This window comes from Chryseobacterium sp. GM_Chr_2, from assembly GCF_026540445.1.
GTDB lineage: Bacteria > Bacteroidota > Bacteroidia > Flavobacteriales > Weeksellaceae > Chryseobacterium.
Window position 1 is genome coordinate 223,898 of the sequence record NZ_JALNUD010000004.1, and the last position, 22,498, is coordinate 246,395.

Genomic DNA, 22,498 nt, shown 5'->3' on the forward strand with positions numbered 1-22,498 from the left:
AGCTTTGATGATTTTGTAAAAATAATAAAATTTTATATTGAAACTCTTTATATTTCTTTCAAAATTTTGTAAACCAAATGGGTAGGAAGTCCCATAATGGTATAAAAGCTGCCATTCATCTTTTTAATCTTTGCCATTCCGAGCCATTCTTGGATTCCGTAGCTTCCCGCTTTGTCGAAAGGTTTGTAATTTTGAATGTAAAAATTGATTTCTTCATCAGAAATCATATCAAATTCTACGTCGGCAACATCGGTCTCAGTTATGATTCTATCTAAAGTTTTGATGGTAATTCCTGTATAAACCTGATGTGTTTTCCCTGAAAGAAGTCTCAACATATTTCGTGCGTCTTCTTCATCTTTTGGTTTTCCAAGAAACTGATTATCAATAGTAACAACCGTATCGGCGGTTAACAAAATCTCACCTTCCTCTAAATTTCGAAATGCATCTGCTTTTAATTCAGATAAATAAGCTGCGGACTCTCCTACTGTGATGTTTTCAGGAACAATTTCTTCACAATCGATTTTTACCACTTCAAATTCAAACCCTAAACTCGCTAAAAGTTCTTTTCTTCTGGGAGATTGTGATGCTAATAATAATTTCATTTTCAGTTAATTAAATAGATTGTGTGTTGTCCTCATGCCAATTTCCCTGAACTTTCATTACCTGCTCAATGACATCGCGTACTGCTCCACTTCCACCTTTGATGGGCGAAATATAAGAGGCTACTCCTTTCACTTCAGGAACTGCATTTTCAGGACACGCCGCAATAGCTGAGTTTTTCATCATAGGGATGTCCGGAAGATCGTCTCCCATGGTTAGTATCTCCTCATTTTTAAGATTATATTTCTTCTTGAAATCCTCATAGTCAACCATTTTATTGTGAGATTTTGGATAATAATCTTCGATTCCAAGATAATTGATTCTGTGTTTTACCATTTCATCATTTCCCCCTGTGATAACTCCGATCAAATAATCATTTTTTAATGCTTTTACAACCGCATATCCGTCTAAAACATTCATCACTCTCGACATATTTCCGCCGGGCATCAAATACACGCTTCCGTCTGTGAAAACTCCGTCTACATCGAATACAAATGCTTTTATATCTTTTAATTTCTCTTTATAACTCATACATTTTTTGAATTGAGTGATTCATTGTTTTATAAATCTCCAGACTTTCGTCTTGTAATAATTGCTCATGTAATTCCAGAATTCTTTTATCATTTCTTACCGCAGGGCCGGTTTGTGCCGCTTTAGGTTCAATTTCATAGATTTTCTGAACAGTTTCATCAATTAACGGCAAAAAATAATCAAACGGAATTTCCTGAGAATCCGAAATTTCTTTGGCTCTCGAAAAAAGATGATTCACAAAATTACAGGCAAAAACAGCCGTTAAGTGAATATATTTTCTCTTCTCATGTGTGCTTTCCATCACATTTTTAGAAATCTTAGAAGCAAGTTCAAATAATGTTTTTTTGTCTTCTTCATTTTCGGTTTCAATAAAAAAAGGAATGTTTGAATAATCTAATTCTTTTGATTTTGAAAACGTCTGCAAAGGATAAAAACTTGCTTTTCGGTACTCACCCTTTAAAGATTCCTTCGGAAGAGATCCTGAAGTATGAACCACAAGGGTATCCTCCTTTTGAATGAGTTTTGAAACATCTTCTACAGAATTGTCACTGACACAAATAATATACAAATCTGAATCAACTAAAGTTTTCGTTGAATAGGAAATATTTAATTCTTCTGAAATTTTTTGAAGTTCAGTTTCATTCCGACCAAAAATCTGGGCTAAAGGAATATTATTTTGAACAAAAGCTTTTGCCATGTGATACGCCACATTTCCGGAACCGATAATTACAATTTGCATAAAACAAAGATAATATTTTTAGATAGGAAGATAGGAGAGGGGAGTTGGAAGTTTTACTAATTTGGGTTTTAATTTTGTTTAGAAGCGTTTTTTTAACAAACTTTTTTATATTTTTTTCTATTTAACCACAAAAGGCACAACAGATCAAGATCATATACTATAGGACCTAATCATTAAGCTGAAAAAAGAAAACATTAGCTTTTAAGCTTTTAAAAATCTTTGATTTTTATTCTTTTGAGAACTTTTAGCTATCTATTAATAACTACAATAATATCTTTTGCTTCTTTTGTGGTTAAATGGAATTTTAAATAAAAATTTAAGGATTAAATATTTTTTTAAGTATTCATTATCAATTTTTCAATCGGATATTTCACAAAAAGAGAGTTTGAAAATAATGTTTCAGATTTTATCATATTGCTGAACAGTAAAGAGATTGGTATGGTTTTTACTAAAATTATTCTAATAAAAAGCAATAAAAAGTTGAAAATCCTTCTTATATTTAATTCAGATATTTGAACTGAAAATTGAAAAAGTAATTTAACTTTCTGTTATTTTTGTAATCCAAAACAATGAAAGCATCTTATGAAGATTAAGGACGCGGAAATTATTTCGTTGATGCAAGATCCACGAACTCAGGAAAAAGGGGTTCGTGCTTTGATGGACGCTTATCAAAGCAGATTGTATTGGCATATCAGGAGAATTATTGTGGACGGAGATCTTGCACAGGATACTTTGCAGGAAACTTTTATAAAAGCTTATCAGAATTTTCATCAGTTTAAGAATGACAGTCAGTTATACACCTGGCTGTACAGAATCGCCACCAACGAAGCTTTGCAGCAGGTAAATAAGATGAAGAAAATGCAGAAATCTGATGAAGATCCGGAATATCACATGCAGAATCTTGTAGCAGATAATACGGAAGGAAATGCGGAAGAAATACAGATATTGCTGCAGAACGCCATACAAAGCCTGCCCGAAAAGCAGAAACTGGTATTTATGATGCGGTATTATGATGATTTGCCTTACGAAGAGATATCTAAAATTGTAGATATGTCGGTAGGGACTTTAAAAACGAATTATCATTATGCCAAACAAAAAATAGAAGAATATATCAAAGAGAATTACGAAAGATAATTTTTGAGAAACAACAACATGAAAGATTTTGATCTAGAAAAATTAGAACGCAAGAACATTTACAAAGTTCCTGAAAACTTGTTTGAAAGTATTCAGGGGAAGGTGATGAGCGAGCTTAATGATTTTGATCTGGAAAAATTAGAACGTAAAAATATTTACACCGTTCCTGAAAATTTGTTTGAAAATATTCAGGAAAGAGTATTGAATGAAATAAAGGTTGAGAAAAAGGCACCAATCTTTAAATTAAATTGGGCATATGCAGCAGCTGCATCTTTAGCCTTAATTTTTGGAGCTACTTTTGTTTTGAATAATGACGATTCAAACAATGCGGATACGCCCACTCATTTTGCTACCAATGATCAAGGTCCTAAGAAAGAAAGCGAAGTGGCGTATGAAACCTTACAATCTGATTTAACTTCTGTTGAAAATAACAATCAAACAGTTGAAAATCAGGAAAATAAAAAGTCTTTTTATGCAAATGATAATGCAAATATAGAGACTACAAGTGAAACGAAAACTCAAACAGTAAAACCTGTAAAAAAACAGACTGAAACTCAAATGAACGAGTATTTGGATGCTTTTTCAAATTCTGAAATTTCGGAGTTGGCGAGCAATTCTACTCAAGATGTTTATTTGGATATATACAACTAATATAGGAAGATGAAAAAGATATTATTTACACTTTTTATTATTTATGGTTTTGGCTTGAATGCCCAAAGGACGGATTATGACTGGAAAAAGATGGACCCTAAGCAAAGAAAAGAGGTAATAAACAATCTTTCTCCCGAAGAAAGAAAAGCACTTCTTACCAAGTTCAGGAATAATATGGTGATGGATAATCTGGAAATAGATCCTAATGATAAGGCTGAATTTACCCAGATCTATAACGAATATCTGGAAAGCCAGAAGCAGATTAAAAACCAGTTTAATTCTAACTTCAACCCGGAAACATTGTCTGATGATGAAGCGAAAGCCAAATTACAGCAAAGTTTTGAAGTAGGGCAGAAGCTTTTAGATAACCGAAAGAAATATGCAGATAAAATGCAGGAAGTGATTCCTTGCCAAAAAGTTTTGAAGCTTTTCCAGTCTGAGAAAATGATGAAGGATAAAATGGATGAAAGAAAACCTCACGGAAATCAAAACGCTCCAAGACAAAAATAAAACCCATAATAGTTTATTTTTTTAATGTTGGACGACTCTTACAATTATTTTGTGAGAGTCGTTTGATTTTTGGGGTAATCTTATACTTTTGTAGAAAATATAAAGCATTATGAAAAAAATTATTTTATTCCTGTTATTTTCTGTTGGTGTTTCTGCGCAGAAGACACAATATATAGAACTAAGAAATAGCATAAAAGACAAGAACCATATTGCCAAATCTCTTACATTACTAGACAAAAGAGAAGACAAGAATATAGGAATTGTTTCTCATCGAAAAGATCCTTATGAAGTAAAGTTTGAAAAAGATGATCTTGAAAAATTATTTTCCGATTGGTTTTCAGAAGATAATAAAATAAAAGGAAGCACTCCATATTTTCTTATGTTGGAGGATTTAAAAGTCAATGACATCGTTAATGGGAGCTCTGCTTCCGGACATTTGGAAATGAAAGTATCTACTTTTTTAAAGAAAGGCGATAATTATTATTTTCTTAAGAGATCAACTGTTTCAAAAACATACAGACAAAGAGATCATGCATATATCACTAGAATCATTGCGGCTAAAATAGGCTCAGAATTAGCAACAATCATAAAAGATTCTTATGCAGAACCAGTAGTAGATATTCCTTTGGCAGAAACTGATCTGAGTAATTATCAAAAATTAATTATTGAACGGTTACCTGTTTTTAAGGCAGAATCTTTCATAGATGGTGTTTACAAAGATTATAAATCATTTGCAGAACAAAAACCAGACAAAGAGCTTGAAGTAAGGAAAAATAAAGATGGGATTATTAAAGGAGTGAAAAGAGTAGATGGTTATGATAATCTAGGCAAAGATGTTTTTGCAATTATTGATAATGGGATTGCTTATAAAAAAACACCTACTGGTATCATAGAAATTGAAAAAGATAATGATGGAATTTTTATAACAGCATCCGAAGAAGAACTTTTTCCAGAAGGTAATACGTATACTATAACAGGAGCTGCTATGGGAGGTGTGATAGGAGGTTTGGTAGGTGGTATTATTGATGTTACAACTTCAGCAGCGCGTAAGAAAAATGCAAAATATTTTAGAATAGGAATTGATCCTCTTACAGGTGAGTATATTTTACCTGAGAGTTTTGATAAATATAAATAGAACAAAAAAGAGAGACAACATGTCTCTCTTTTGCTTTATTTTTTATCTGTTGAATAAGAATAAGGAAAATCTTTTTCGTTGGTTCCTCGATTCTTATTAGGCTTATTTTCCATGTTAAATTGCAGCGTTGCCCCTTTCATTAATTCGGCATGACTGAGCCAATTTTTAGAATAGGTTTGACCGTTCATATTTAACGATTTTACATAACGATTATCGTCACTGTTGTTATCGGCTTTAATTTCGATCGTTTTTCCATTTTCTAAATGGATTGTAGTTTTTTTAAATAGTGGAGCTCCCAAAACATATTGATCCGTCGACGGAGTTACAGGATAAAAACCAAGTGCTGAGAAAATATACCAAGCTGAGGTTTGTCCGTTATCTTCATCGCCACAATATCCGTCAGGAGTTGGCTGATACATGCGGTTCATCGTTTCGCGAACCCAATATTGCGTTTTCCAAGGCTCTCCGGAATAATTATATAAATAAATGATATGCTGAGCCGGTTGGTTTCCGTGAGCATATTGCCCCATATTTGCATTCACCATTTCCTGAATTTCATGGATGGTTGAGCCATAATAAGAATCATCATAAATCGGTGGCAATTCAAAAATCTGATCCAGTTTTTTTGAAAACTCTTTTCTTCCGCCCATTAGTTTTGCCAGTCCGTCAATATCCTGAAAAACAGACCATGTGTAATGCCAAGAATTCCCTTCTGTAAAAGCATCCCCCCATTTAAACGGATTAAAAGGAACCTGAAAACTTCCGTCCTGATTTCTTCCACGAGCCAATTTTGTCTCAGGATCGATCACTTTCTGGAAATTTTGGGAACGTTTGTAATATTCACCCCATTCAGATTCGGGTTTTCCTAAAGCTTTTCCAAGTTGTGCAATTGCGAAATCATCATAAGCATATTCTAAAGTTCTCGCAGCATTTTCATTGATTTTTACATCATATGGAACGTAGCCTAATTTTTTATAATATTCAATTCCCAGTCTTCCCGTTGCTTGTGGCCCTTCATTATTTGCTCCGTGAAGTAAAGCCTGATACAAAGTTTCGATATCATAACCTCGCAAACCTTTCATATAAGCATCTGCAACCACAGAAGCAGAATTATTTCCGATCATAATATCAGAATACGACGGACTCGACCATTCCGGAAGCCAACCGCCTTCTTTGTAATCGCTAATTAATCCTTTCTGCATTTCAACATTAATGCTAGGATAAACTAAGTTTAAGAAAGGGTAGAGGGCTCGGAAAGTGTCCCAGAAACCTGTTCCTGCAAAACGATATCCAGGCTCAGTTTTCCCTGAATAAGGACTGTAATGAACAACTTCTCCTGCTTTATTGATTTCATACATTTTATGCGGAAAACAAAGCATTCTGTATAAAGAAGAATAGAACGTTCTCATTTGATCGATCGTTCCTCCTGCAACTTCAACTCTTTTTAATTTTTCATTCCAGGCCAATTTTGCTTTTTTGAAAGTATCATCGAATGAATCTTTGCTGAGTTCTCTTTGCAAATTTAATTCTGCCTGTTCTAAACTAATGAATGAAGAAGCTACTCTTAAGTTGACTTTTTCGCCTTTTTTCGTAGCAAAACCAATTACAGCTCCGCAATGATCTCCTGTAATTTCTAAAGCATCTTTTACAAAATCTTGGTCTTTCCAAGTTGAATATTTCGTGAAAGGTTTATCTGCATAAATCACAAAATAGTTTTTGAAATTAGTCAGTTTTCCTCTCGAATATCGTGTTGAATAACCAATAATTTTATTTTGAGAAGGAATAATCGTAATGCTCGAACCTTTATCAAAAGCATCGATCACAAACCACGAATTTTCGGAATCAGGATAGGTTAAACGCATTTGAGCAGCTCTTTCTGTTGGAGTAAGTTCTGCCGTAACATTATGATCAGCCAAATAAACACTGTAATAATAAGGTTTTGAAACTTCTGATTTATGAGAAAACCAGCTTGCTCTTTCCTCTTCATTAAAGCGCATTTTCCCTGTCATCGGCATGATGGAAAACATTCCGTAATCATTCATCCACGGTGAAGGTTGATGGGTCTGTTTAATTCCTCGTATTTTATCGGCATCGTAAGTGTATTGCCATCCGTTTCCGTTTTTTCCGGTTTGTGGTGTCCACAGATTCATTCCGTGAGGAACAGCAACTGCCGGATAGGTATTTCCGTTAGAAAGAGAAGGTTTTGAAAGTGTTCCGATCAACGGATTTACAAATTCTTCAGGATTTTGAGGTGCATTTTCAATCCATTGTGATTGAAATGGTGCAAAAGAAATAATGAAAAGGAGTAAAAGAACTTTTTTCATGAGCTAAAATAAGTTTGGGCTAATTTAAAAACAAATATGACTAATAATTTTACAAATTACACAGATTTTGAAAATAAAGTTTTGAACCATTAAGATCATTTAAGTTATTAAGATTAATTAAGTGCAGCTGCTAAAAACGAAGCCATCTAAAATATCCTAAACTTCTTAACCAAAATCTTAATGGTTTAAATTAAATGAAAGGCTTTCTTATTCGTGTTTTTAGTGTGAAAAATTTGTGCTATTTGTGTTTAAATCAGATTTAAAATTAAGAATGAGGAATTATCCCGCATTTTGCTATCTTTGCAAATTACAAGGTTCTTAAATGAAAAACATACGAAATTTTTGCATAATCGCTCATATTGACCACGGTAAAAGTACTTTGGCGGATCGTCTTTTGGAGTATACCAATACGGTGACTCAAAGAGAATTACAGTCTCAGACACTGGATGATATGGATTTGGAGAAAGAACGTGGGATTACGATTAAGTCTCACGCGATCCAGATGGATTATGAATATAAAGGCGAAAAATTTATATTAAACTTAATTGATACACCAGGACACGTTGATTTCTCTTACGAAGTTTCCCGTTCAATTGCTGCTTGTGAAGGGGCACTTCTTATTGTTGATGCTGCGCAAAGCATTCAGGCACAAACAATTAGTAATTTGTATTTGGCGTTGGAAAATGATTTAACGATCATTCCGATTTTAAATAAAATTGACCTTCCTTCTGCAAATCCTGAAGAAGTAACTGACGAAATCATGAATTTGATTGGTTGTGAATATGAGGATGTCTTGAGAGTTTCAGGAAAAACAGGTGAAGGTGTTCACCATTTGTTAGAGCAAATTGTGGAAAGAATTCCTGCTCCGGTTGGAGATCCGGATGCACCGCTTCAGGCTTTGATTTTTGACTCAGTTTACAATCCTTTCAGAGGAATTGAGGCTTATTTTAAAGTGGTAAACGGAAGCATTACAAAAAACGAAAAAATTAAATTCTTCGCTACAGGTAAAGAATATGGAGCTGATGAGGTAGGTACTTTGAAGTTGAAGCAGGTTCCAAAGAAAACTGTAGGTTGTGGAGATGTAGGATATTTGGTTTCAGGGATTAAAGATGCCCGTGAAGTAAAAGTAGGTGATACCATCACTTCTTTTGATAAGCCTGCTGCAGGACCAATCGAAGGTTTTGAGGAAGTAAAGCCAATGGTATTCGCAGGTATTTATCCAATTGATTCTGAGGATTTTGAAGAGTTAAGATTCTCTCTTGAAAAATTAAGATTAAATGATGCTTCTTTAGTTTTCGAACCGGAAAGTTCTGCAGCTCTTGGTTTTGGTTTCCGTTGCGGATTCTTAGGAATGCTTCACATGGAAATCGTTCAGGAAAGATTGGATAGAGAGTTCAATATGAACGTCATCACGACGGTTCCAAACGTTTCTTATTTTGGTTATACCAAAAAAGAACCGGATGTTCCAATCCTGATCAACAACCCGTCTGAAATGATGGATCCTTCCACAATGGACAGAGTAGAAGAGCCTTATATTAAAGCTTCTATCATTACAAAATCTGATTTCGTTGGATCGGTAATGACGCTTTGTATCGAAAAAAGAGGAGAGATAGTTAACCAGAGTTACTTAACTTCAGAAAGAGTAGAGTTAATTTTTAATATGCCTTTGGCTGAGGTTGTTTTCGACTTCTATGACAGATTAAAATCTATTTCTAAAGGATATGCTTCTTTCGATTATCATCCAATCGGATTTAGAGCTTCTAAATTGGTAAAAATGGATATCCTGATCAACGGAGATATGGTGGATGCATTGTCTTCATTAATTCACGATTCTAACGCATATTACATAGGTAAAAGAATGTGTGAAAAACTTCGTGAACTAATCCCGAGACAGCAGTTTGATATTGCAGTTCAGGCAGCATTAGGAACGAAAGTTATTGCAAGAGAGACGATTAAAGCTTTAAGAAAAGACGTTACCGCAAAATGTTACGGAGGAGATATTTCCAGAAAGCGTAAACTTTTGGAAAAGCAGAAAGAAGGTAAGAAGAAAATGAAGCAGATTGGTAGAGTAGAAGTACCGCAGTCGGCATTTATGGCTGTTTTGAAGCTGAATGATTAATCATCTTTGATGATTTTAAAATATAAATCCGCAGATTTTTCTGCGGATTTTTTTATTTTCTCCAAAATGAAATTCAATAAATTTTCAGAATAAAAAATATTGTTATAGTTTTGTGTATTCACAACGCAAATTAATACAATGGAGTCTCCAAAAAAATTACAAGACATAAAAGTCGCTGTAGACGCAGTTATTTTCGGATATTTTGATAAAAAAGATCTTCAGCTTCTGTTGATTAAAAGAAATATTGAGCCTTTCAAAGGAGGATGGGCGCTTCCGGGTGGTTTGGTTTTGGATGATGAAAATTTGGATGATGCGGTAAAAAGAGAACTTCATGAAGAAGCAGGCATAAAACCTGATTTTTTAGAGCAATTATACAGTTTTGGAAATGTGGGTCGCGATCCGCGAAATAGGGTTGTTTCGATCGCTTATTTGGGCTTGGTGAATCCTTCTTATCATGAACTATTTGCCGATTCTGATGCCGAAGATGCGCAATGGTTTAGCATTAATAAGCTTCCAAAATTGGCTTTTGACCATCAAACGATTATTGATATGGCACTAAAAAGGCTGCGTACAAAACTTCAATTTCAGCCCATTGGTTTTAATCTTCTCAATGAAGAATTTCTTTTTTCAGATCTTGAAAATTTGTATAAAACAATCATCGGAAAAGAAATCGACCGCCGAAACTTCCGCAAAAAAATCATGAGCTACGGATTGTTAAATGATACCAATACCTTAAAAAAAGAAGGCAGCGGCAGACCCGGAAAATTGTTTACTTTCAATCAGGAAAAATATAAAGAATTGGAAGAACAAGGATTTTATTTCGAAATCAAATAATTTTTTTTGCTCCTGATTCACGTTTTTTAGTCTAAAAAAAAGCCAAACAATAGAAAATTTATTCATGCATTCGGGGCTATTCTTTAGCATAACTAATTATCTTTAAAATATTTTTACTATTGAAAATCAATTAATTAAATTTATTAGTGTAAAATTAACGCAAATAAATTTGGTTCATAAAATTATATTTCTTTACATTTGTGTAACAATAACGCAATCGTGAAATACACAGTAGAAAACATCATTGAAAGATTTCAAAAAAAAGAGAAACAAGAATTTCTATTCTTCTGGGGACATACAGTGAAAGATGAAATTACAAAGGCATGTTTTAGTCAATGGTTTCCTTTTGAGTTTAAAGAAGATGGAATGAGCTATAAAACTGCGGAACATTATATGATGGCTGGAAAAGCGAAATTATTTAATGATAATGAAATTTTAGAACGAATTTTAAAAGCAGAAACTCCAAATCAAGCAAAAAGTTTAGGAAGAAAAGTCAAAAACTTTGACCCGAAAATTTGGGATGAACATAAATATGAAATCGTAAAACAAGGAAATTTTCTGAAATTTTCTCAAAATGAAAAGTTTAAGCAATTTTTACTTTCAACAAATGATAAAATTTTGGTTGAAGCGAGCCCATACGATGCAATTTGGGGAATCGGAATGTTGGAAACCGATCCAAGAGCAGAAAACCCATTACAATGGGATGGTGAAAATTTATTGGGATTTGCTTTAATGGAAGTGAGGGATGAATTAAGAGGGTAAAAAACACAATAACCAAACACAAAATATTAATATAAAAAGCTGATTAAAATAATAATTCGAAAAGAATTAAGACAAAACCATGCAGTTTTTAATTAGCGTAAAAACAACACAAAAAAAATGAATTATGAAAGAAGACCTAAAACCCAGATTCATCGAGTCATTACAAAGAAATAATGACCAGATAAGAGATGACCGTGCCCGAATTATCGGAGAAGATGCAGAGCTGATCTACAGGCGAAGAGTAGAAGATATTGAACTAAAGATCAAAAGACTGGAAAGAGAACAGGAAGGCCTGATCGACATCAGTCCATTAGACAAAAACAGTTTGACATTCGCTGATTTTCAGCCGGAAGCATTCGTTCAGAAAGACATAGAATTATCATTAGCAATCAGAAATTTAAATATTCAATTGGAATTAACAAGAGCAAGATTTGAATATTTATTTGGAAAAAAAATTTAAGTTATGGGAGGTACAAGATACGACATGGACGCTCGTTTTGACAGAGCAAAGAAAGCAGGATATGCATCAAAATCTGCAAGTGAAATTTTCACGCAGAATGCAAAGAGAAAAGCACATGAATCGATGAATCCAAACGGTATTTCTTTCAGAGAATCAAGAGATTCTGCGGTTCATCCGAATTCAGTTCCGATTATTTTAGGACTAGACGTAACGGGAAGTATGGGACATATTCCTTATGATTTGATTCAGGAAGGTCTTCCGAAACTGATGGGCGGAATTATCCAGGGCGGTGTTCCGGATCTGGCACTTTTATTCTTGGGAATCGGAGATCATGAATGTGACGGTTATCCTTTACAGGTTGGTCAGTTTGAATCGGGAGATGAAGAGCTTGATATGTGGTTAACAAGAACTTATATCGAGTCTGGAGGTGGAGGAAATGCAGGAGAAAGTTATTTATTAGCTTGGTATTTTGCCGCTTTTCACACAAGAACAGATGCTTTTGAAAAAAGAAATCAAAAAGGATTATTGTTCACCGTGGGTGATGAACCTTGTCTTAAAACACTCCCAGCTTCTGCAATCAGAGAAATCATGGGAACGGGTCAACAAACTTTTAAACATACGGAACTGTTGGCCGAAGCTCAGAAGAAATATGAAGTTTTTCACATCAGCGTTCTGCATTCCGGACAGGCGGTGAATGCGGATAAAGGTTGGAAAGATCTGTTAGGACAAAACTGTTTATCTATCGAAGATTACAGAGATGTTCCGAAGGTGATTAAAGATGTGGTTTGTAGTAAATTTAAAGATAACTTTACGAAAACGACAGAGAATTTAGGATTAGATAATATTCAAATGTATTAAAAATGAAAACAGCACAAATAATTATAGGCTTAGGATTTGGTGACGAAGGCAAAGGCATCACAACCGATTTTCTGGCTCAGCAACATCCTGAGTCTGTAGTTATTCGGTTTTCAGGAGGTCAACAGGCGGCGCATACGGTGATGATTGATGATAAAAAACACATTCATTCCAGCTTTGCGAGTGGAGCGCTGCGTGGTTTGCCTTCGTATTTTACAGAACATTGCACAATTCATCCGACATTTTTATTCAATGAAAGGGAAGAATTAGTTCAGAAAAATGGAAATATTGAATTGACAATCCATCCTTTAGCAAAAGTAACGACACCTTTTGATGTTTTATACAACAGAAAGAATGCTAAAAACTTAGAGCACGGAACTTGCGGAAAAGGAGTCGGCGCAACAATGAAAAGAAATGAAAGTCCGTTTAAATTATTTGCCATCGATTTAATTGCTCCAAGAACAATGTTGATTGAAAAATTAAAAGGAATCGCCAATTATTACGGTTTTGAAGAAGGAGAAGAAATTGCAAATGCTTTGCAGGATTTTTTAGAAGTAATCGATAAAATTGATTGGAAAATAGAAGGTTATGATTATTTAAAATCATTTAATCATCTTATTTTTGAAGGTAGCCAAGGAGTTTTGTTGGACATGGATCATGGCGTTTTTCCGAATGTAACTTTTGCAAATACGACTTCAAAAAATGCTTATGAAATCTGTCAATTATTAAAAATTGAGGATATAGAAATGTTTTACGTGACAAGAAGTTATTCAACCCGTCACGGAAGCGGATGGATGAGCAATGAAAAATCATTAAATCTGAAAAATAATGAAGAAGAAACCTGTACTTTTAATGAATTTCAAAAGGATTTGCGTTTTGGAGATTTAAATTATGATTTATTAAATTATGCCTTGAAATTGGATGAAGCCTACGTTGTTGCCCAAAAGAAAAATCTGGTGGTGACTTGTTTGGACCAGTTGGATGAAGCATTTAAAACAGAAAATCTTAAGGTGAAATTTGATCAAATTTTTGGATCTTATTCTCCTTATTCAAAGGATTTTAAAAGAATTGATAAAACATTGTGATCTTTGTTAAGTGAAACGCCTTTGCGAACCTAAAAATATACATCAAGTTTTAAAAAGAAAATCTTTGCGGACTTTGCGTTAAAAAATAAAATTAAGAATAAAAAACAATCATAACATCAATAGGAATGGGCTTTAGCCCATTTTCATCATGAAAAAAATCCAACGGCTTTAGCCAAAATTTAAATAAATAATAACCATGAAAACTATAAAATATTTAAAAGGAGACGTAACAAATCCGCAGACAGAAGGAAATAAGATCATTACTCATATTTGCAACGATATTGGAGGTTGGGGAAAAGGTTTTGTGTTAGCAATTTCTAATCGATGGAAAAAGCCTGAAAAAGAATACAGAAAGTGGTTTCAAAACGGTGAAAGTTTTACACTTGGAGAAATCCAAATCGTTCAAGTCGAAAATGATCTTTGGGTTTGCAATATGATCGGTCAGCATAAAACTGTGACCAATTCAAAAGGAATTCCGCCGATTCGTTATGAAGCTGTTGAAAAGTGTCTTGAAAAATTGGCAGATGAAGCCTTAAAATTAAATGCAAGTATTCATATGCCGAGAATTGGTTGTGGTTTAGCAGGCGGAAAATGGGACGAAATCGAACCAATTATCGAAAAAACTTTGCTAAAAAATAATGTAGAGGTATATGTCTATGATTTTGAATAAATTAATCACTTGAAATTTGATATCATAAAAACTCTTTGAGAGCTTAGTTAAGTGAAACGCCTTTGCGAACTTAAAAATACACATCAAGTTTTAAAAAGAAAAGCTTAGTGGACTTTGCGTTAAAAAACAAATTAAAAACATAAAAAAGCACAACTATGAAAACAAAAACACTATACAGACCCGTCGGAGAAAAAGAAATGATTTTAATTATCGAAAATAATTTCAAAATATTTCCTCCAAGATTAGAATGGCAACCCATTTTCTATCCTGTTTTAGATGAAGATTACGCTTCCGAAATCGCAGAAAAATGGAACACAAGAGACGAGGCTGGAAATTATTTAGGTTTTGTAACGAAGTTTGAAGTGTTGGAAGAAGTTGTCAATCAATATCCTTCACAAAATGTCGGAGCAAGAAATCATAATGAACTTTGGGTTCCTTCAGAAGAATTAGAGACATTCAATCAGGCAATTGTTGGAAATATTGAAGTGACCAAAGTTTTCATGGGAAAAGATTTCAAAAAAGCGGCAAATGAAGCGATAGAAAATTTACTATTAAACATAAAAAACTAACGATGACCAATAAAGGAATGGCAAAAGATACATTGGATATCCTGGCCAAGAAATATTATATAAACGAACACAACGAAAAAATAAATATAGAAAACGAACTTGAATTTTCCAAAAAAGGAACAGTTCTGTTTTATCCTGAAGAACTTTCGGAAATCGCAAACAACGAACTTCCCAAAACCCATTTTGAAACGCAATTTGAAGTTTGGAGATGCAGTTCTTTAAAAGCGATTTTACAATTAGCCGAAGAAGAAAATCAGGAAAAAATCATGTGTCTGAATTTCGCATCAGCAAAAAATCCGGGCGGCGGTTTCATCAACGGAGCCGAAGCTCAGGAAGAAAGTCTGGCGAGAACTTCAGGATTGCATGAAAGCCTGCTTCAAGGTTGGGATTATTACAAAATTCATCGTGCAATGGAATCTTGTTTTTACACCGATATGATGATTTACAGTCCGAAAGTTCCGGTTTTCAGAAAGGATAAAGGCGAATTATTGCCGAAACCTGTTTTGTGTAATTTCATCACGTCTCCGGCGGTGAATGCAGGAGTTGTAAAACGTCAGGAACCGGAAAGAGCTCACGAAATTTTCGGAGCAATGGATGTAAGAACAGATAAAATGCTGGCTTTGGCTTTAAGTCATGGGAATGAAACATTAATTTTAGGAGCTTGGGGCTGCGGTGTTTTTAAAAATGATCCGAAAGAAATCGCGGAATTATTTAAAAAATACCTTCACGGAAAGTATAAAAATAAATTTAAAAAAGTGGTTTTCGCGATTCTCACGAAGAAGGAAGAGATGATAAAGCCATTTGAAGAAGTATAATGGAAACAAATAAACTCTTACTCGCTTCAAAATCACTGACAGGAATTTCCATAGGCGATGCTTTTGGAGAAAGTTTTTTCGGAGAAGAAAGTTTGATGAAAAGTTATATTCATCAGAGAACTATTCCAGAAAGTTCTTTGGATTTTACCGATGATACGATTATGGCAATTGCTATTTTCAAATCTTTGGAAAAATTTGAAGAGATTAATCAGGATTTTTTAGCAGAAGAGTTTACCAAAAATTACCATTTAGATATCAACAGAGGTTACGGACCTTCAATGCATCAATATTTTAGAGCAGTAAAAAGTGGAGACAATTGGAAAAAAATTTCATATTCAAAGTTTGAAGGACAAGGCTCGATGGGAAATGGCGGAGCGATGAGAGCTTCGGTGATTGGTGCTTATTTTTATGATGATTTTGATAAACTTAAATTGAACGCTGAACTTTCCTGTGGAGTAACTCATGCAAACAAAGAGGCGATTGAAGGAACGAAAGCAATTGCGTTGGCGGCGGCTTTTGCAGTTCAAGAAAAATTAGGCTTAATAAAATTTAATCAACAGGATTTTATTCAAAAAGTTCAGGATGAATTAGATGATTCCGATATGAAAAGTAAATTGAACAAAGCCTTATATTTAGATGGAAATCCAAGTATTGAATTATTAGTCAGAACTTTAGGGAATGGAACCAAAATGACCGCTCAGGATACCGTTCCGATTGTTATCTGGATGCTTTCAAGATACAGAAACAACTTTGAAGAATGTCTTTGGAATACCGTTTCAGCTTTGGGCGACAGAGATACAACTTGTGCAATGGCTGGAGGAGTAAGTATTTTATGTTGCGATGAAAACAGAATTCCAACTTGGGTTAAAAATGTTGAAAACTGGAAAAACAACAAATTTTATGAAAATTGAAGATTAATTTCATAATCTTTTACTGAGTGAAACGCCTTTGCGAACGAAAATACACGGTGTATTTTTTAAATAAAATCTTTGCGAGCTTTGCGTTTAAAAACTAAAACAAAAAACAAATGAAAAAACTAACCATATTAACTGGCGCCGGAATCAGTGCCGAAAGCGGAATAAAAACCTTCAGAGACGGAGATGGTCTTTGGGAAAATCATAGTATAACGGATGTTGCAAGTCCGGAAGGGTGGAGAAAAGACAGAGCTTTGGTTTTGGAATTTTACAATCAGAGACGTCGCCAGCTTCATGAAGTGGAACCGAATGATGCACACAAATTAATTGCTGATTTGGAGAAACATTTCGATGTTCAGATTATCACACAAAATATTGATGATTTGCACGAAAGAGCAGGTTCTACAAATATCATCCACATTCACGGAGAATTATTCAAGTCATGTTCTTGCAATAATAAAGGTTTGATTTACGAACAAAAAAGCGACATCAATATCGGAGATAAAGCCGAAGATGGGGCTCAATTGCGACCTTTCATTGTTTGGTTCGGAGAAGATGTTCCATTGATGTATAAAGCCTCAAAAAAAGCAAAAGAAGCAGATATTTTCTTGGTAATCGGAACATCTCTGCAGGTTTATCCTGCTGCAGGATTGATTCATGATATCAAAGACGATTGTCTTTTAATTGTCATCAACCCCAACGAAACAGGTTTCGGATACGGACAAAGAGCCGTTGTCATGAAAGAAACCGCAACCAAAGGAATGAAATTATTGTACGATAAATTGTTAAATCTTGCCTAATGGAAAACATTGTAAAAGCAGGAATTTTTGGAGTTTGTATTGGCGATGCTTTGGGTGTTCCGGTGGAATTTAAAAGTAGAGAAACGTTAAAAATGTTTCCTGTTACAGAAATGCAGGAATTCGGATCTTGGAACCAGCCGAAAGGAACTTGGAGCGACGATAGTTCATTAACGCTTTGTATTGCAGAGGAATTGACGAAAGGTTATGATTTAGAAAAAATCGGACAAAGTTTTGTTAAATGGAATAAGTATGGACATTGGACGGCTCACGGAAGGCTTTTCGATATTGGCGGAACAACACGACATTCTATCGCAAGATTGATTAAAGGTGAAAGTGCCAGATTTTCAGGAAATATTTTTGAAGAAGATAATGGAAATGGTTCTTTAATGAGAACGCTTCCCTTGGCATTTTATCTTAAAGATGAAGAAAATATTGAAAAATTATATCAAATAGTAAAAGAAGTTTCTTCAATTACTCACGGACATTTCCGTTCTGTTTTTGCCTGTTTTGTCTATGTGATTTTTGCGATTGAATTGATTAAAGGAAAAGATAAAAGAGAGGCTTTTCATCATATACAAAAGTTAGCTTTGGAATTTGCAGAAAATCAAAACTTTAACCCAAAGGAGATTCAGCTTTTTGATAAAGTTTTAAGGAATGATATTTCAACATATTCAGAAGATGAGATTAGAGGAAGCGGCTACGTTCTTCACAGTTTAGAAGCCTCATTATGGTGTTTTCTAAATTCTGAAAGTTATTCAGAAGCTGTTTTGAAAGCAGTCAATTTAGGAGAAGATACGGACACAACGGGAGCAATCACGGGTGGAATTGTAGGAATTTATTATGGTTTTGAAAATATTCCTGAGGAATGGGTTTCCGTGCTTGCTAGAAAAGAAGATATAGAAGAACTCTGTATTAAATTAGATAAAAAATTAATGAAATAAAAAAAACATAAACCATGAACGAACAACAAAAGAAAAAAATAAGCAAATTTATCAGCTTAGTTCTAAGACATAAACCCGAAATCATCAATTTAAATTTAGATGAAAACGGTTGGACAAGTGTTGATGAATTAATAACAAAATCAAAAAGAGAGTCTCATCAAGGTCTTACCTTTGAACAACTCGAAGAAATTGTGGAAACCAATGATAAAAAACGTTTTATTTTTAATGAAGATAAAACTAAAATTAGAGCAAACCAAGGGCATTCGATTGATATTGATTTGGCTTTGAAACCGCAACAACCGCCCGAATTTCTGTATCACGGAACGGCAGAAGCAAATATCGATTCTATTTTTGAAAATGGAATTGAAAAAAGAAACCGGCAACATGTTCATCTCAGTCAGGACAAAGAAACCGCAACAAAAGTCGGAATGCGCCACGGAAAACCGATTATTTTAATTATCAAAACAAAAGAAATGTTTGATAACGGAATAGACTTCTATCTTTCCGAAAATAATGTTTGGCTGACGGATTTTGTTGATGCAAAATATATTTCAAATTAAATGAAAAGAATATTAGCAATCGGTTATATTCACGGAGGATTCAAAGCGTTGAAACAGGTTTTGGAAAAAGCCAACGTAACTGAAAACGATAAATTAATTTTCCTCGGAGATTATGTTGATGGTTGGAGCGAATCTTCTCAAATCATTCAATTTTTAATGGAGCTTTCCGAAAAACAGGAATGTATTTTCATCAAAGGAAATCATGATGCTTGGATAGAAGACTGGCTTTCTTTTGGAACAGCTCCTGATGTGTGGCTTTTCAACGGTGGACAAAGTACAGTCGACAGTTACTCTAAGTATTCTCTGGAAGATTTGAAAACTCATCTTGAATTTTTTTAACGAATGAAAAATTACTACATCGACGAAGAAAACCGGTTGTTTATTCATGCCGGTTATTCGTCTATGCATGGTCCTGAAAAAGAAGTTTATTCCAGCAATTACCGTTGGGATAGAACCCTTTGGGAAACTGCTGTTGCGATGGATAAAAAGCTGTCTAAAAACTCCGAATTATACCCTAAAAGATTGCTTCTGTATAGTGAAATTTTCATTGGTCATACGCCAACTTTACATTTGGGAATTAAAGAGCCCATAAACAAAGCAAATATATGGAATTTGGATACCGGAGCAGCCTTCACGGGAGCTTTGACGATAATGGATGTTGAAACCAAAGAATTCTGGCAAAGCGATCCGCTTCCGACTTTATATCCTTATGAAAAAGGGAGAAATAACTATAATGTTAGAACTAAAAACCGATAAAGCCTTAAGCATAAACATCTGCGCAATCTGTACAATCCGCGAGAATAGAATAAAAATAGACATCAAGTTTGTCATGCTGATGAATGAAGAATCTTTCGTGAAAATAAATAGCATAGATTATTCATCCCGCTTATTTTCTTTCAGAATAGCAAATCTAAATATTTAAAACGGAAAATATGTGATTATAATGTTCAGAAGAGGGTAAAAATAGATTCCGAGGCTAAGAATATTAAGCAAAACTTTTGAGATAAAAACAAAAAACCCTCCGTAATAAATTACAGAGGGTCTTGTACCCCAGACGGGACTTGAACCCGTACATCCGAAGATACAGGATTTTAAGTCCTGCGTGTCTACCAATTCCACCACCAGGGCATGGAGTGGAGCGAAAAACGGGATTCGAACCCGCGACCCCAACCTTGGCAAGGTTGTGCTCTACCAGCTGAGCTATTTTCGCATACTGTGCGGATGAAGGGACTCGAACCCCCACGCCTCTCGGCACCAGATCCTAAGTCTGGCGTGGCTACCAATTACACCACATCCGCGTTGTTTATACTAAAACTTATTTTTTAAAGAACTTGTTTCGTTTTCTCGTTTTCAGTGGTGCAAAGATAGGATAAATTCTTTTATCTCCAAACTTTTCAGTAAAAAAAAATAAATTTTTTACATTTTTTTTTTCTCGTACCCTTTATTACGATTGATTTTCTTACTTTTACCACGTTAATAATTACGATATGGAATTACAAGGAACGGTAAAGAAAATATTTGACCCTCAAACATTTGCGAGTGGTTTCCAAAAGAGAGAAATGGTTATTTTAACTCAGGAACAGTATCCACAACCGATAAACATAGAATTTTTGTCTGATAAGATCAGTTTATTAGATAATTTGAAAGAAGGAGAAAATGTAAAGGTGGGAATCAACATCAGAGGAAGAGAGTGGGTTTCTCCTCAAGGTGAAACGAAATACTTCAACTCTATTACAGGATGGAGAGTAGAAAAAGTATTTGATAACGCTTCTGAGCCTACTCAGGCGGCACCTTCTCAATCTGCATCTTCTGTTTCCAACGAAAATCCTTTCGCGGGAGATGATGATGACGATTTGCCTTTCTAATTAAAAGAATACAATCAATACAAATCCTACTTTTTATGAAGTGGGATTTTTTTTCTAGCAATGGTTCGATTAGACGAAAACGAAATTTCATTTCCCGATCCGGAACTGTACGACGGGCACGAAGGGGTAATTGCCTTTGGTGGAGATTTGTCCATCGAAAGGCTTTGGTTTGCCTATCAGTTGGGGATTTTTCCGTGGTATAATCCTGACGAGGAAATTCTTTGGTGGTGCCCCGATCCAAGATTTATTCTGGTTCCGAGTGAATTGAAAATCTCAAAATCAATGAAGAAGATTTTGGATCGAAATGTTTTCAATTTTACAGAAAATCAGAACTTTCGGGAAGTTATTCGAAATTGTCAGGAAATCAACCGAAGAGGGCAAACGGGAACCTGGCTTTCTGATGAATTGATGGAATCTTTTATTCAGCTTCATGAATATGGTTTAGCAAAAAGCATAGAAGTCTGGCAAAACGGAGAACTGGTTGGTGGATTTTACGGTTTGCAGGTGGGCGATGTTTTTTGTGGTGAAAGTATGTTTGCCAAGGTAAGCAATGCTTCCAAGGCAGGTTTTATTCATTTTGTTGAAAGTAATAAAAATAACCTTTCACTCATTGATTGTCAGTCTCATACAGAGCATCTGGAAAGTCTCGGTGCGAAAATGATTTCCAAAAGAGAATTTTTAAAAATTTTACACAAAAACAATGAACGCAGATAAAGAAAAATGGATTCTTTTGGTTGTGCTGAGCATTATCTGGGGATCTTCTTTCATTTTAATTAAAAAATCTTTAGAACACTTCAATCCTTATCAGGTAGGTGCATTGCGCGTTTTAATCGCGGGAATCATCTTGATGCCTGTAGCGATTTCAAAATATAAACTATTTCCTAAGAAACATTTAAAATGGTTAATATTAGCTGCTTTTACGGGAAACTTTATTCCAATGTTTTTATTTCCGATTGCTGAAACTCAGGTGAGCAGCAGTATTGCAGGAATTATCAACTCAATGATGCCGATTTTCGTGATTATTGTCGGTTCTTTGATCTGGAAGTTTGAAACGACAAAACAACAGATTATCGGGACTTTAATAAGCTTTACAGGCGTTTGTTTATTGGCTTTTGGAGGTGGTGACGGAGAAGGCGGTTCGTTTAAATTACTTCCGATCTTATTATTACTTTTAGCTACTTTTTGTTACGCATTAAGCACAACAACGGTAAAATCTAAATTAATGGAAGTTTCTTCAACGGTTTTATCTGCTTTTGTCTTTTCTTTCGTTTTATTTTTACCATCAGTGATTGCGTTGGCATTTTCAGGATTTTTTTCAACTTTTAGTTTGGATGAAAATAATTTAACAGGATTATTATTCGTGAGTTTACTCTCCATTTTCGGAACCGGTTTGGCGATGATGATGAATTATCGATTGTTAAAAGTATCAACACCACTTTTTGCTTCAACGGTCACTTTGGTAATGCCGATTGTGGCTATTATTTGGGGCTTTTTGGATGGTGACAGATTAACAACAATGCAGTTCTTTGGTGCGGGAATTATCATCGCTGGATTAATATTTTTAAGAAGTAAGCAAAAAAAATAACAGTATGTTGTAAATTAATTTATATTTGTGCTCTTAAAAT

The 22,498-nt window shown here is 34.5% G+C and carries 24 protein-coding genes, 3 tRNA genes and 1 pseudogene; 21 read left to right on the forward strand and 7 right to left on the reverse strand.

The window, feature by feature from the left end:
* Positions 1-47: 47 nt before the first annotated feature.
* Genes OXQ85_RS08755 through OXQ85_RS08765 form a run of 3 tightly spaced genes read right to left on the reverse strand, consistent with a single transcriptional unit; the run spans position 48 to position 1,870 of the window.
* Positions 48-602 carry a Maf family nucleotide pyrophosphatase gene (locus tag OXQ85_RS08755; RefSeq protein WP_267403661.1) on the reverse strand — a complete coding sequence of 185 codons (555 nt, stop codon included), beginning with the start codon at positions 600-602 and terminating at the stop codon, positions 48-50.
* 10 nt (positions 603-612) lie between these two features.
* A complete protein-coding gene (locus OXQ85_RS08760) occupies positions 613-1,131 on the reverse strand; it encodes an HAD family hydrolase (RefSeq protein ID WP_267403662.1) in 519 nt (172 codons plus the stop codon).
* On the reverse strand, positions 1,121-1,870 hold the full coding sequence (locus OXQ85_RS08765) for a DUF2520 domain-containing protein (RefSeq protein ID WP_267403664.1): 750 nt from the start codon (positions 1,868-1,870) through the stop codon (positions 1,121-1,123). Before OXQ85_RS08765 ends, OXQ85_RS08760 begins: the two co-directional genes overlap by 11 nt.
* Positions 1,871-2,452: 582 nt before the next feature.
* On the opposite strand from OXQ85_RS08765, the gene OXQ85_RS08770 reads away from it, so the two are divergent.
* The 4 genes from OXQ85_RS08770 (at position 2,453) to OXQ85_RS08785 (ending at position 5,300) form a co-directional block, all read left to right on the forward strand.
* Positions 2,453-3,004 (forward strand): sigma-70 family RNA polymerase sigma factor, encoded by a 552-nt coding sequence (locus OXQ85_RS08770; RefSeq protein ID WP_267403666.1) that lies wholly within the window; start codon positions 2,453-2,455, stop codon positions 3,002-3,004.
* Between the two features lie 18 nt (positions 3,005-3,022).
* On the forward strand, positions 3,023-3,655 hold the full coding sequence (locus tag OXQ85_RS08775; RefSeq protein ID WP_267403668.1) for a hypothetical protein: 633 nt from the start codon (positions 3,023-3,025) through the stop codon (positions 3,653-3,655).
* A 9-nt stretch (positions 3,656-3,664) separates the two neighbouring features.
* Complete coding sequence (locus OXQ85_RS08780; protein WP_267403670.1) at positions 3,665-4,165, forward strand: hypothetical protein; 501 nt, start codon at positions 3,665-3,667, stop codon at positions 4,163-4,165.
* A gap of 109 nt (positions 4,166-4,274) precedes the next feature.
* Positions 4,275-5,300 carry a hypothetical protein gene (locus OXQ85_RS08785; protein ID WP_267403671.1) on the forward strand — a complete coding sequence of 342 codons (1,026 nt, stop codon included), beginning with the start codon at positions 4,275-4,277 and terminating at the stop codon, positions 5,298-5,300.
* Between the two features lie 35 nt (positions 5,301-5,335).
* Here the strand turns inward: OXQ85_RS08785 and OXQ85_RS08790 are convergent, their stop codons facing one another.
* Complete coding sequence (locus OXQ85_RS08790; RefSeq protein ID WP_267403672.1) at positions 5,336-7,624, reverse strand: GH92 family glycosyl hydrolase; 2,289 nt, start codon at positions 7,622-7,624, stop codon at positions 5,336-5,338.
* A gap of 322 nt (positions 7,625-7,946) precedes the next feature.
* Between OXQ85_RS08790 and lepA the strand changes: the two genes are divergently transcribed.
* From lepA to OXQ85_RS08860, 14 genes and pseudogenes are all read left to right on the forward strand, one after another.
* On the forward strand, positions 7,947-9,743 hold the full coding sequence (gene lepA / locus OXQ85_RS08795) for a translation elongation factor 4 (RefSeq protein ID WP_267403674.1): 1,797 nt from the start codon (positions 7,947-7,949) through the stop codon (positions 9,741-9,743).
* Between the two features lie 138 nt (positions 9,744-9,881).
* On the forward strand, positions 9,882-10,577 hold the full coding sequence (locus tag OXQ85_RS08800) for an NUDIX domain-containing protein (protein ID WP_267403676.1): 696 nt from the start codon (positions 9,882-9,884) through the stop codon (positions 10,575-10,577).
* 219 nt (positions 10,578-10,796) lie between these two features.
* Entirely contained in the window at positions 10,797-11,339 is a 543-nt protein-coding gene (locus OXQ85_RS08805; protein ID WP_267403677.1) for an NADAR family protein, read from the forward strand.
* Positions 11,340-11,463: 124 nt separating this feature from the next.
* Positions 11,464-11,799 (forward strand): hypothetical protein, encoded by a 336-nt coding sequence (locus tag OXQ85_RS08810; protein ID WP_267403680.1) that lies wholly within the window; start codon positions 11,464-11,466, stop codon positions 11,797-11,799.
* A gap of 3 nt (positions 11,800-11,802) precedes the next feature.
* Complete coding sequence (locus OXQ85_RS08815; RefSeq protein WP_267403682.1) at positions 11,803-12,657, forward strand: hypothetical protein; 855 nt, start codon at positions 11,803-11,805, stop codon at positions 12,655-12,657.
* Positions 12,658-12,659: 2 nt separating this feature from the next.
* Positions 12,660-13,739 (forward strand): adenylosuccinate synthetase, encoded by a 1,080-nt coding sequence (locus tag OXQ85_RS08820; protein WP_267403684.1) that lies wholly within the window; start codon positions 12,660-12,662, stop codon positions 13,737-13,739.
* A 196-nt stretch (positions 13,740-13,935) separates the two neighbouring features.
* Positions 13,936-14,409 (forward strand): macro domain-containing protein, encoded by a 474-nt coding sequence (locus tag OXQ85_RS08825; RefSeq protein WP_267403686.1) that lies wholly within the window; start codon positions 13,936-13,938, stop codon positions 14,407-14,409.
* Between the two features lie 155 nt (positions 14,410-14,564).
* Positions 14,565-14,978, forward strand: a complete 414-nt coding sequence (locus OXQ85_RS08830; RefSeq protein WP_267403688.1) for an ADP-ribosylation/crystallin J1 — start codon at positions 14,565-14,567, stop codon at positions 14,976-14,978.
* Positions 14,979-14,980: 2 nt separating this feature from the next.
* Complete coding sequence (locus OXQ85_RS08835) at positions 14,981-15,793, forward strand: TIGR02452 family protein (protein ID WP_267403690.1); 813 nt, start codon at positions 14,981-14,983, stop codon at positions 15,791-15,793.
* Positions 15,793-16,704: an ADP-ribosylglycohydrolase family protein gene (locus OXQ85_RS08840; RefSeq protein ID WP_267403691.1), complete on the forward strand. Its 912-nt coding sequence runs from the start codon at positions 15,793-15,795 to the stop codon at positions 16,702-16,704. The genes OXQ85_RS08835 and OXQ85_RS08840 overlap by 1 nt, the downstream gene beginning before the upstream one ends.
* Positions 16,705-16,820: 116 nt before the next feature.
* Positions 16,821-17,507, forward strand: a complete 687-nt coding sequence (locus tag OXQ85_RS08845; RefSeq protein WP_267403693.1) for an NAD-dependent deacylase — start codon at positions 16,821-16,823, stop codon at positions 17,505-17,507.
* On the forward strand, positions 17,507-18,448 hold the full coding sequence (locus OXQ85_RS08850; protein ID WP_267403695.1) for an ADP-ribosylglycohydrolase family protein: 942 nt from the start codon (positions 17,507-17,509) through the stop codon (positions 18,446-18,448). The genes OXQ85_RS08845 and OXQ85_RS08850 overlap by 1 nt, the downstream gene beginning before the upstream one ends.
* 14 nt (positions 18,449-18,462) lie before the next feature.
* Positions 18,463-19,008, forward strand: a complete 546-nt coding sequence (locus tag OXQ85_RS08855) for an RNA 2'-phosphotransferase (RefSeq protein ID WP_267403697.1) — start codon at positions 18,463-18,465, stop codon at positions 19,006-19,008.
* Positions 19,009-19,764, forward strand: a pseudogene (locus OXQ85_RS08860) (metallophosphoesterase).
* Positions 19,765-20,054: 290 nt separating this feature from the next.
* Here OXQ85_RS08860 and OXQ85_RS08865 read toward each other — a convergent pair.
* From OXQ85_RS08865 to OXQ85_RS08875, 3 genes are all read right to left on the reverse strand, one after another.
* A tRNA-Leu gene (locus OXQ85_RS08865) sits at positions 20,055-20,136 on the reverse strand.
* Positions 20,137-20,142: 6 nt separating this feature from the next.
* Positions 20,143-20,218: transfer RNA gene (locus OXQ85_RS08870), tRNA-Gly, on the reverse strand.
* A gap of 6 nt (positions 20,219-20,224) precedes the next feature.
* Positions 20,225-20,306 (reverse strand) — tRNA-Leu (locus OXQ85_RS08875).
* Positions 20,307-20,495: 189 nt separating this feature from the next.
* Here OXQ85_RS08875 and OXQ85_RS08880 point away from each other — a divergent pair.
* From OXQ85_RS08880 to OXQ85_RS08890, 3 genes are read left to right on the forward strand one after another with little or no spacing between them, the layout of a single operon-like run.
* Entirely contained in the window at positions 20,496-20,873 is a 378-nt protein-coding gene (locus OXQ85_RS08880; protein ID WP_267403698.1) for a DUF3127 domain-containing protein, read from the forward strand.
* 60 nt (positions 20,874-20,933) lie between these two features.
* On the forward strand, positions 20,934-21,587 hold the full coding sequence (gene aat, locus OXQ85_RS08885; RefSeq protein WP_267403700.1) for a leucyl/phenylalanyl-tRNA--protein transferase: 654 nt from the start codon (positions 20,934-20,936) through the stop codon (positions 21,585-21,587).
* The gene (locus OXQ85_RS08890) at positions 21,574-22,458 is read left to right on the forward strand and encodes a DMT family transporter (protein ID WP_267403702.1); all 885 of its coding nucleotides are present in this window, start codon (positions 21,574-21,576) and stop codon (positions 22,456-22,458) included. The genes aat and OXQ85_RS08890 overlap by 14 nt, the downstream gene beginning before the upstream one ends.
* Positions 22,459-22,498 lie beyond the last annotated feature (40 nt).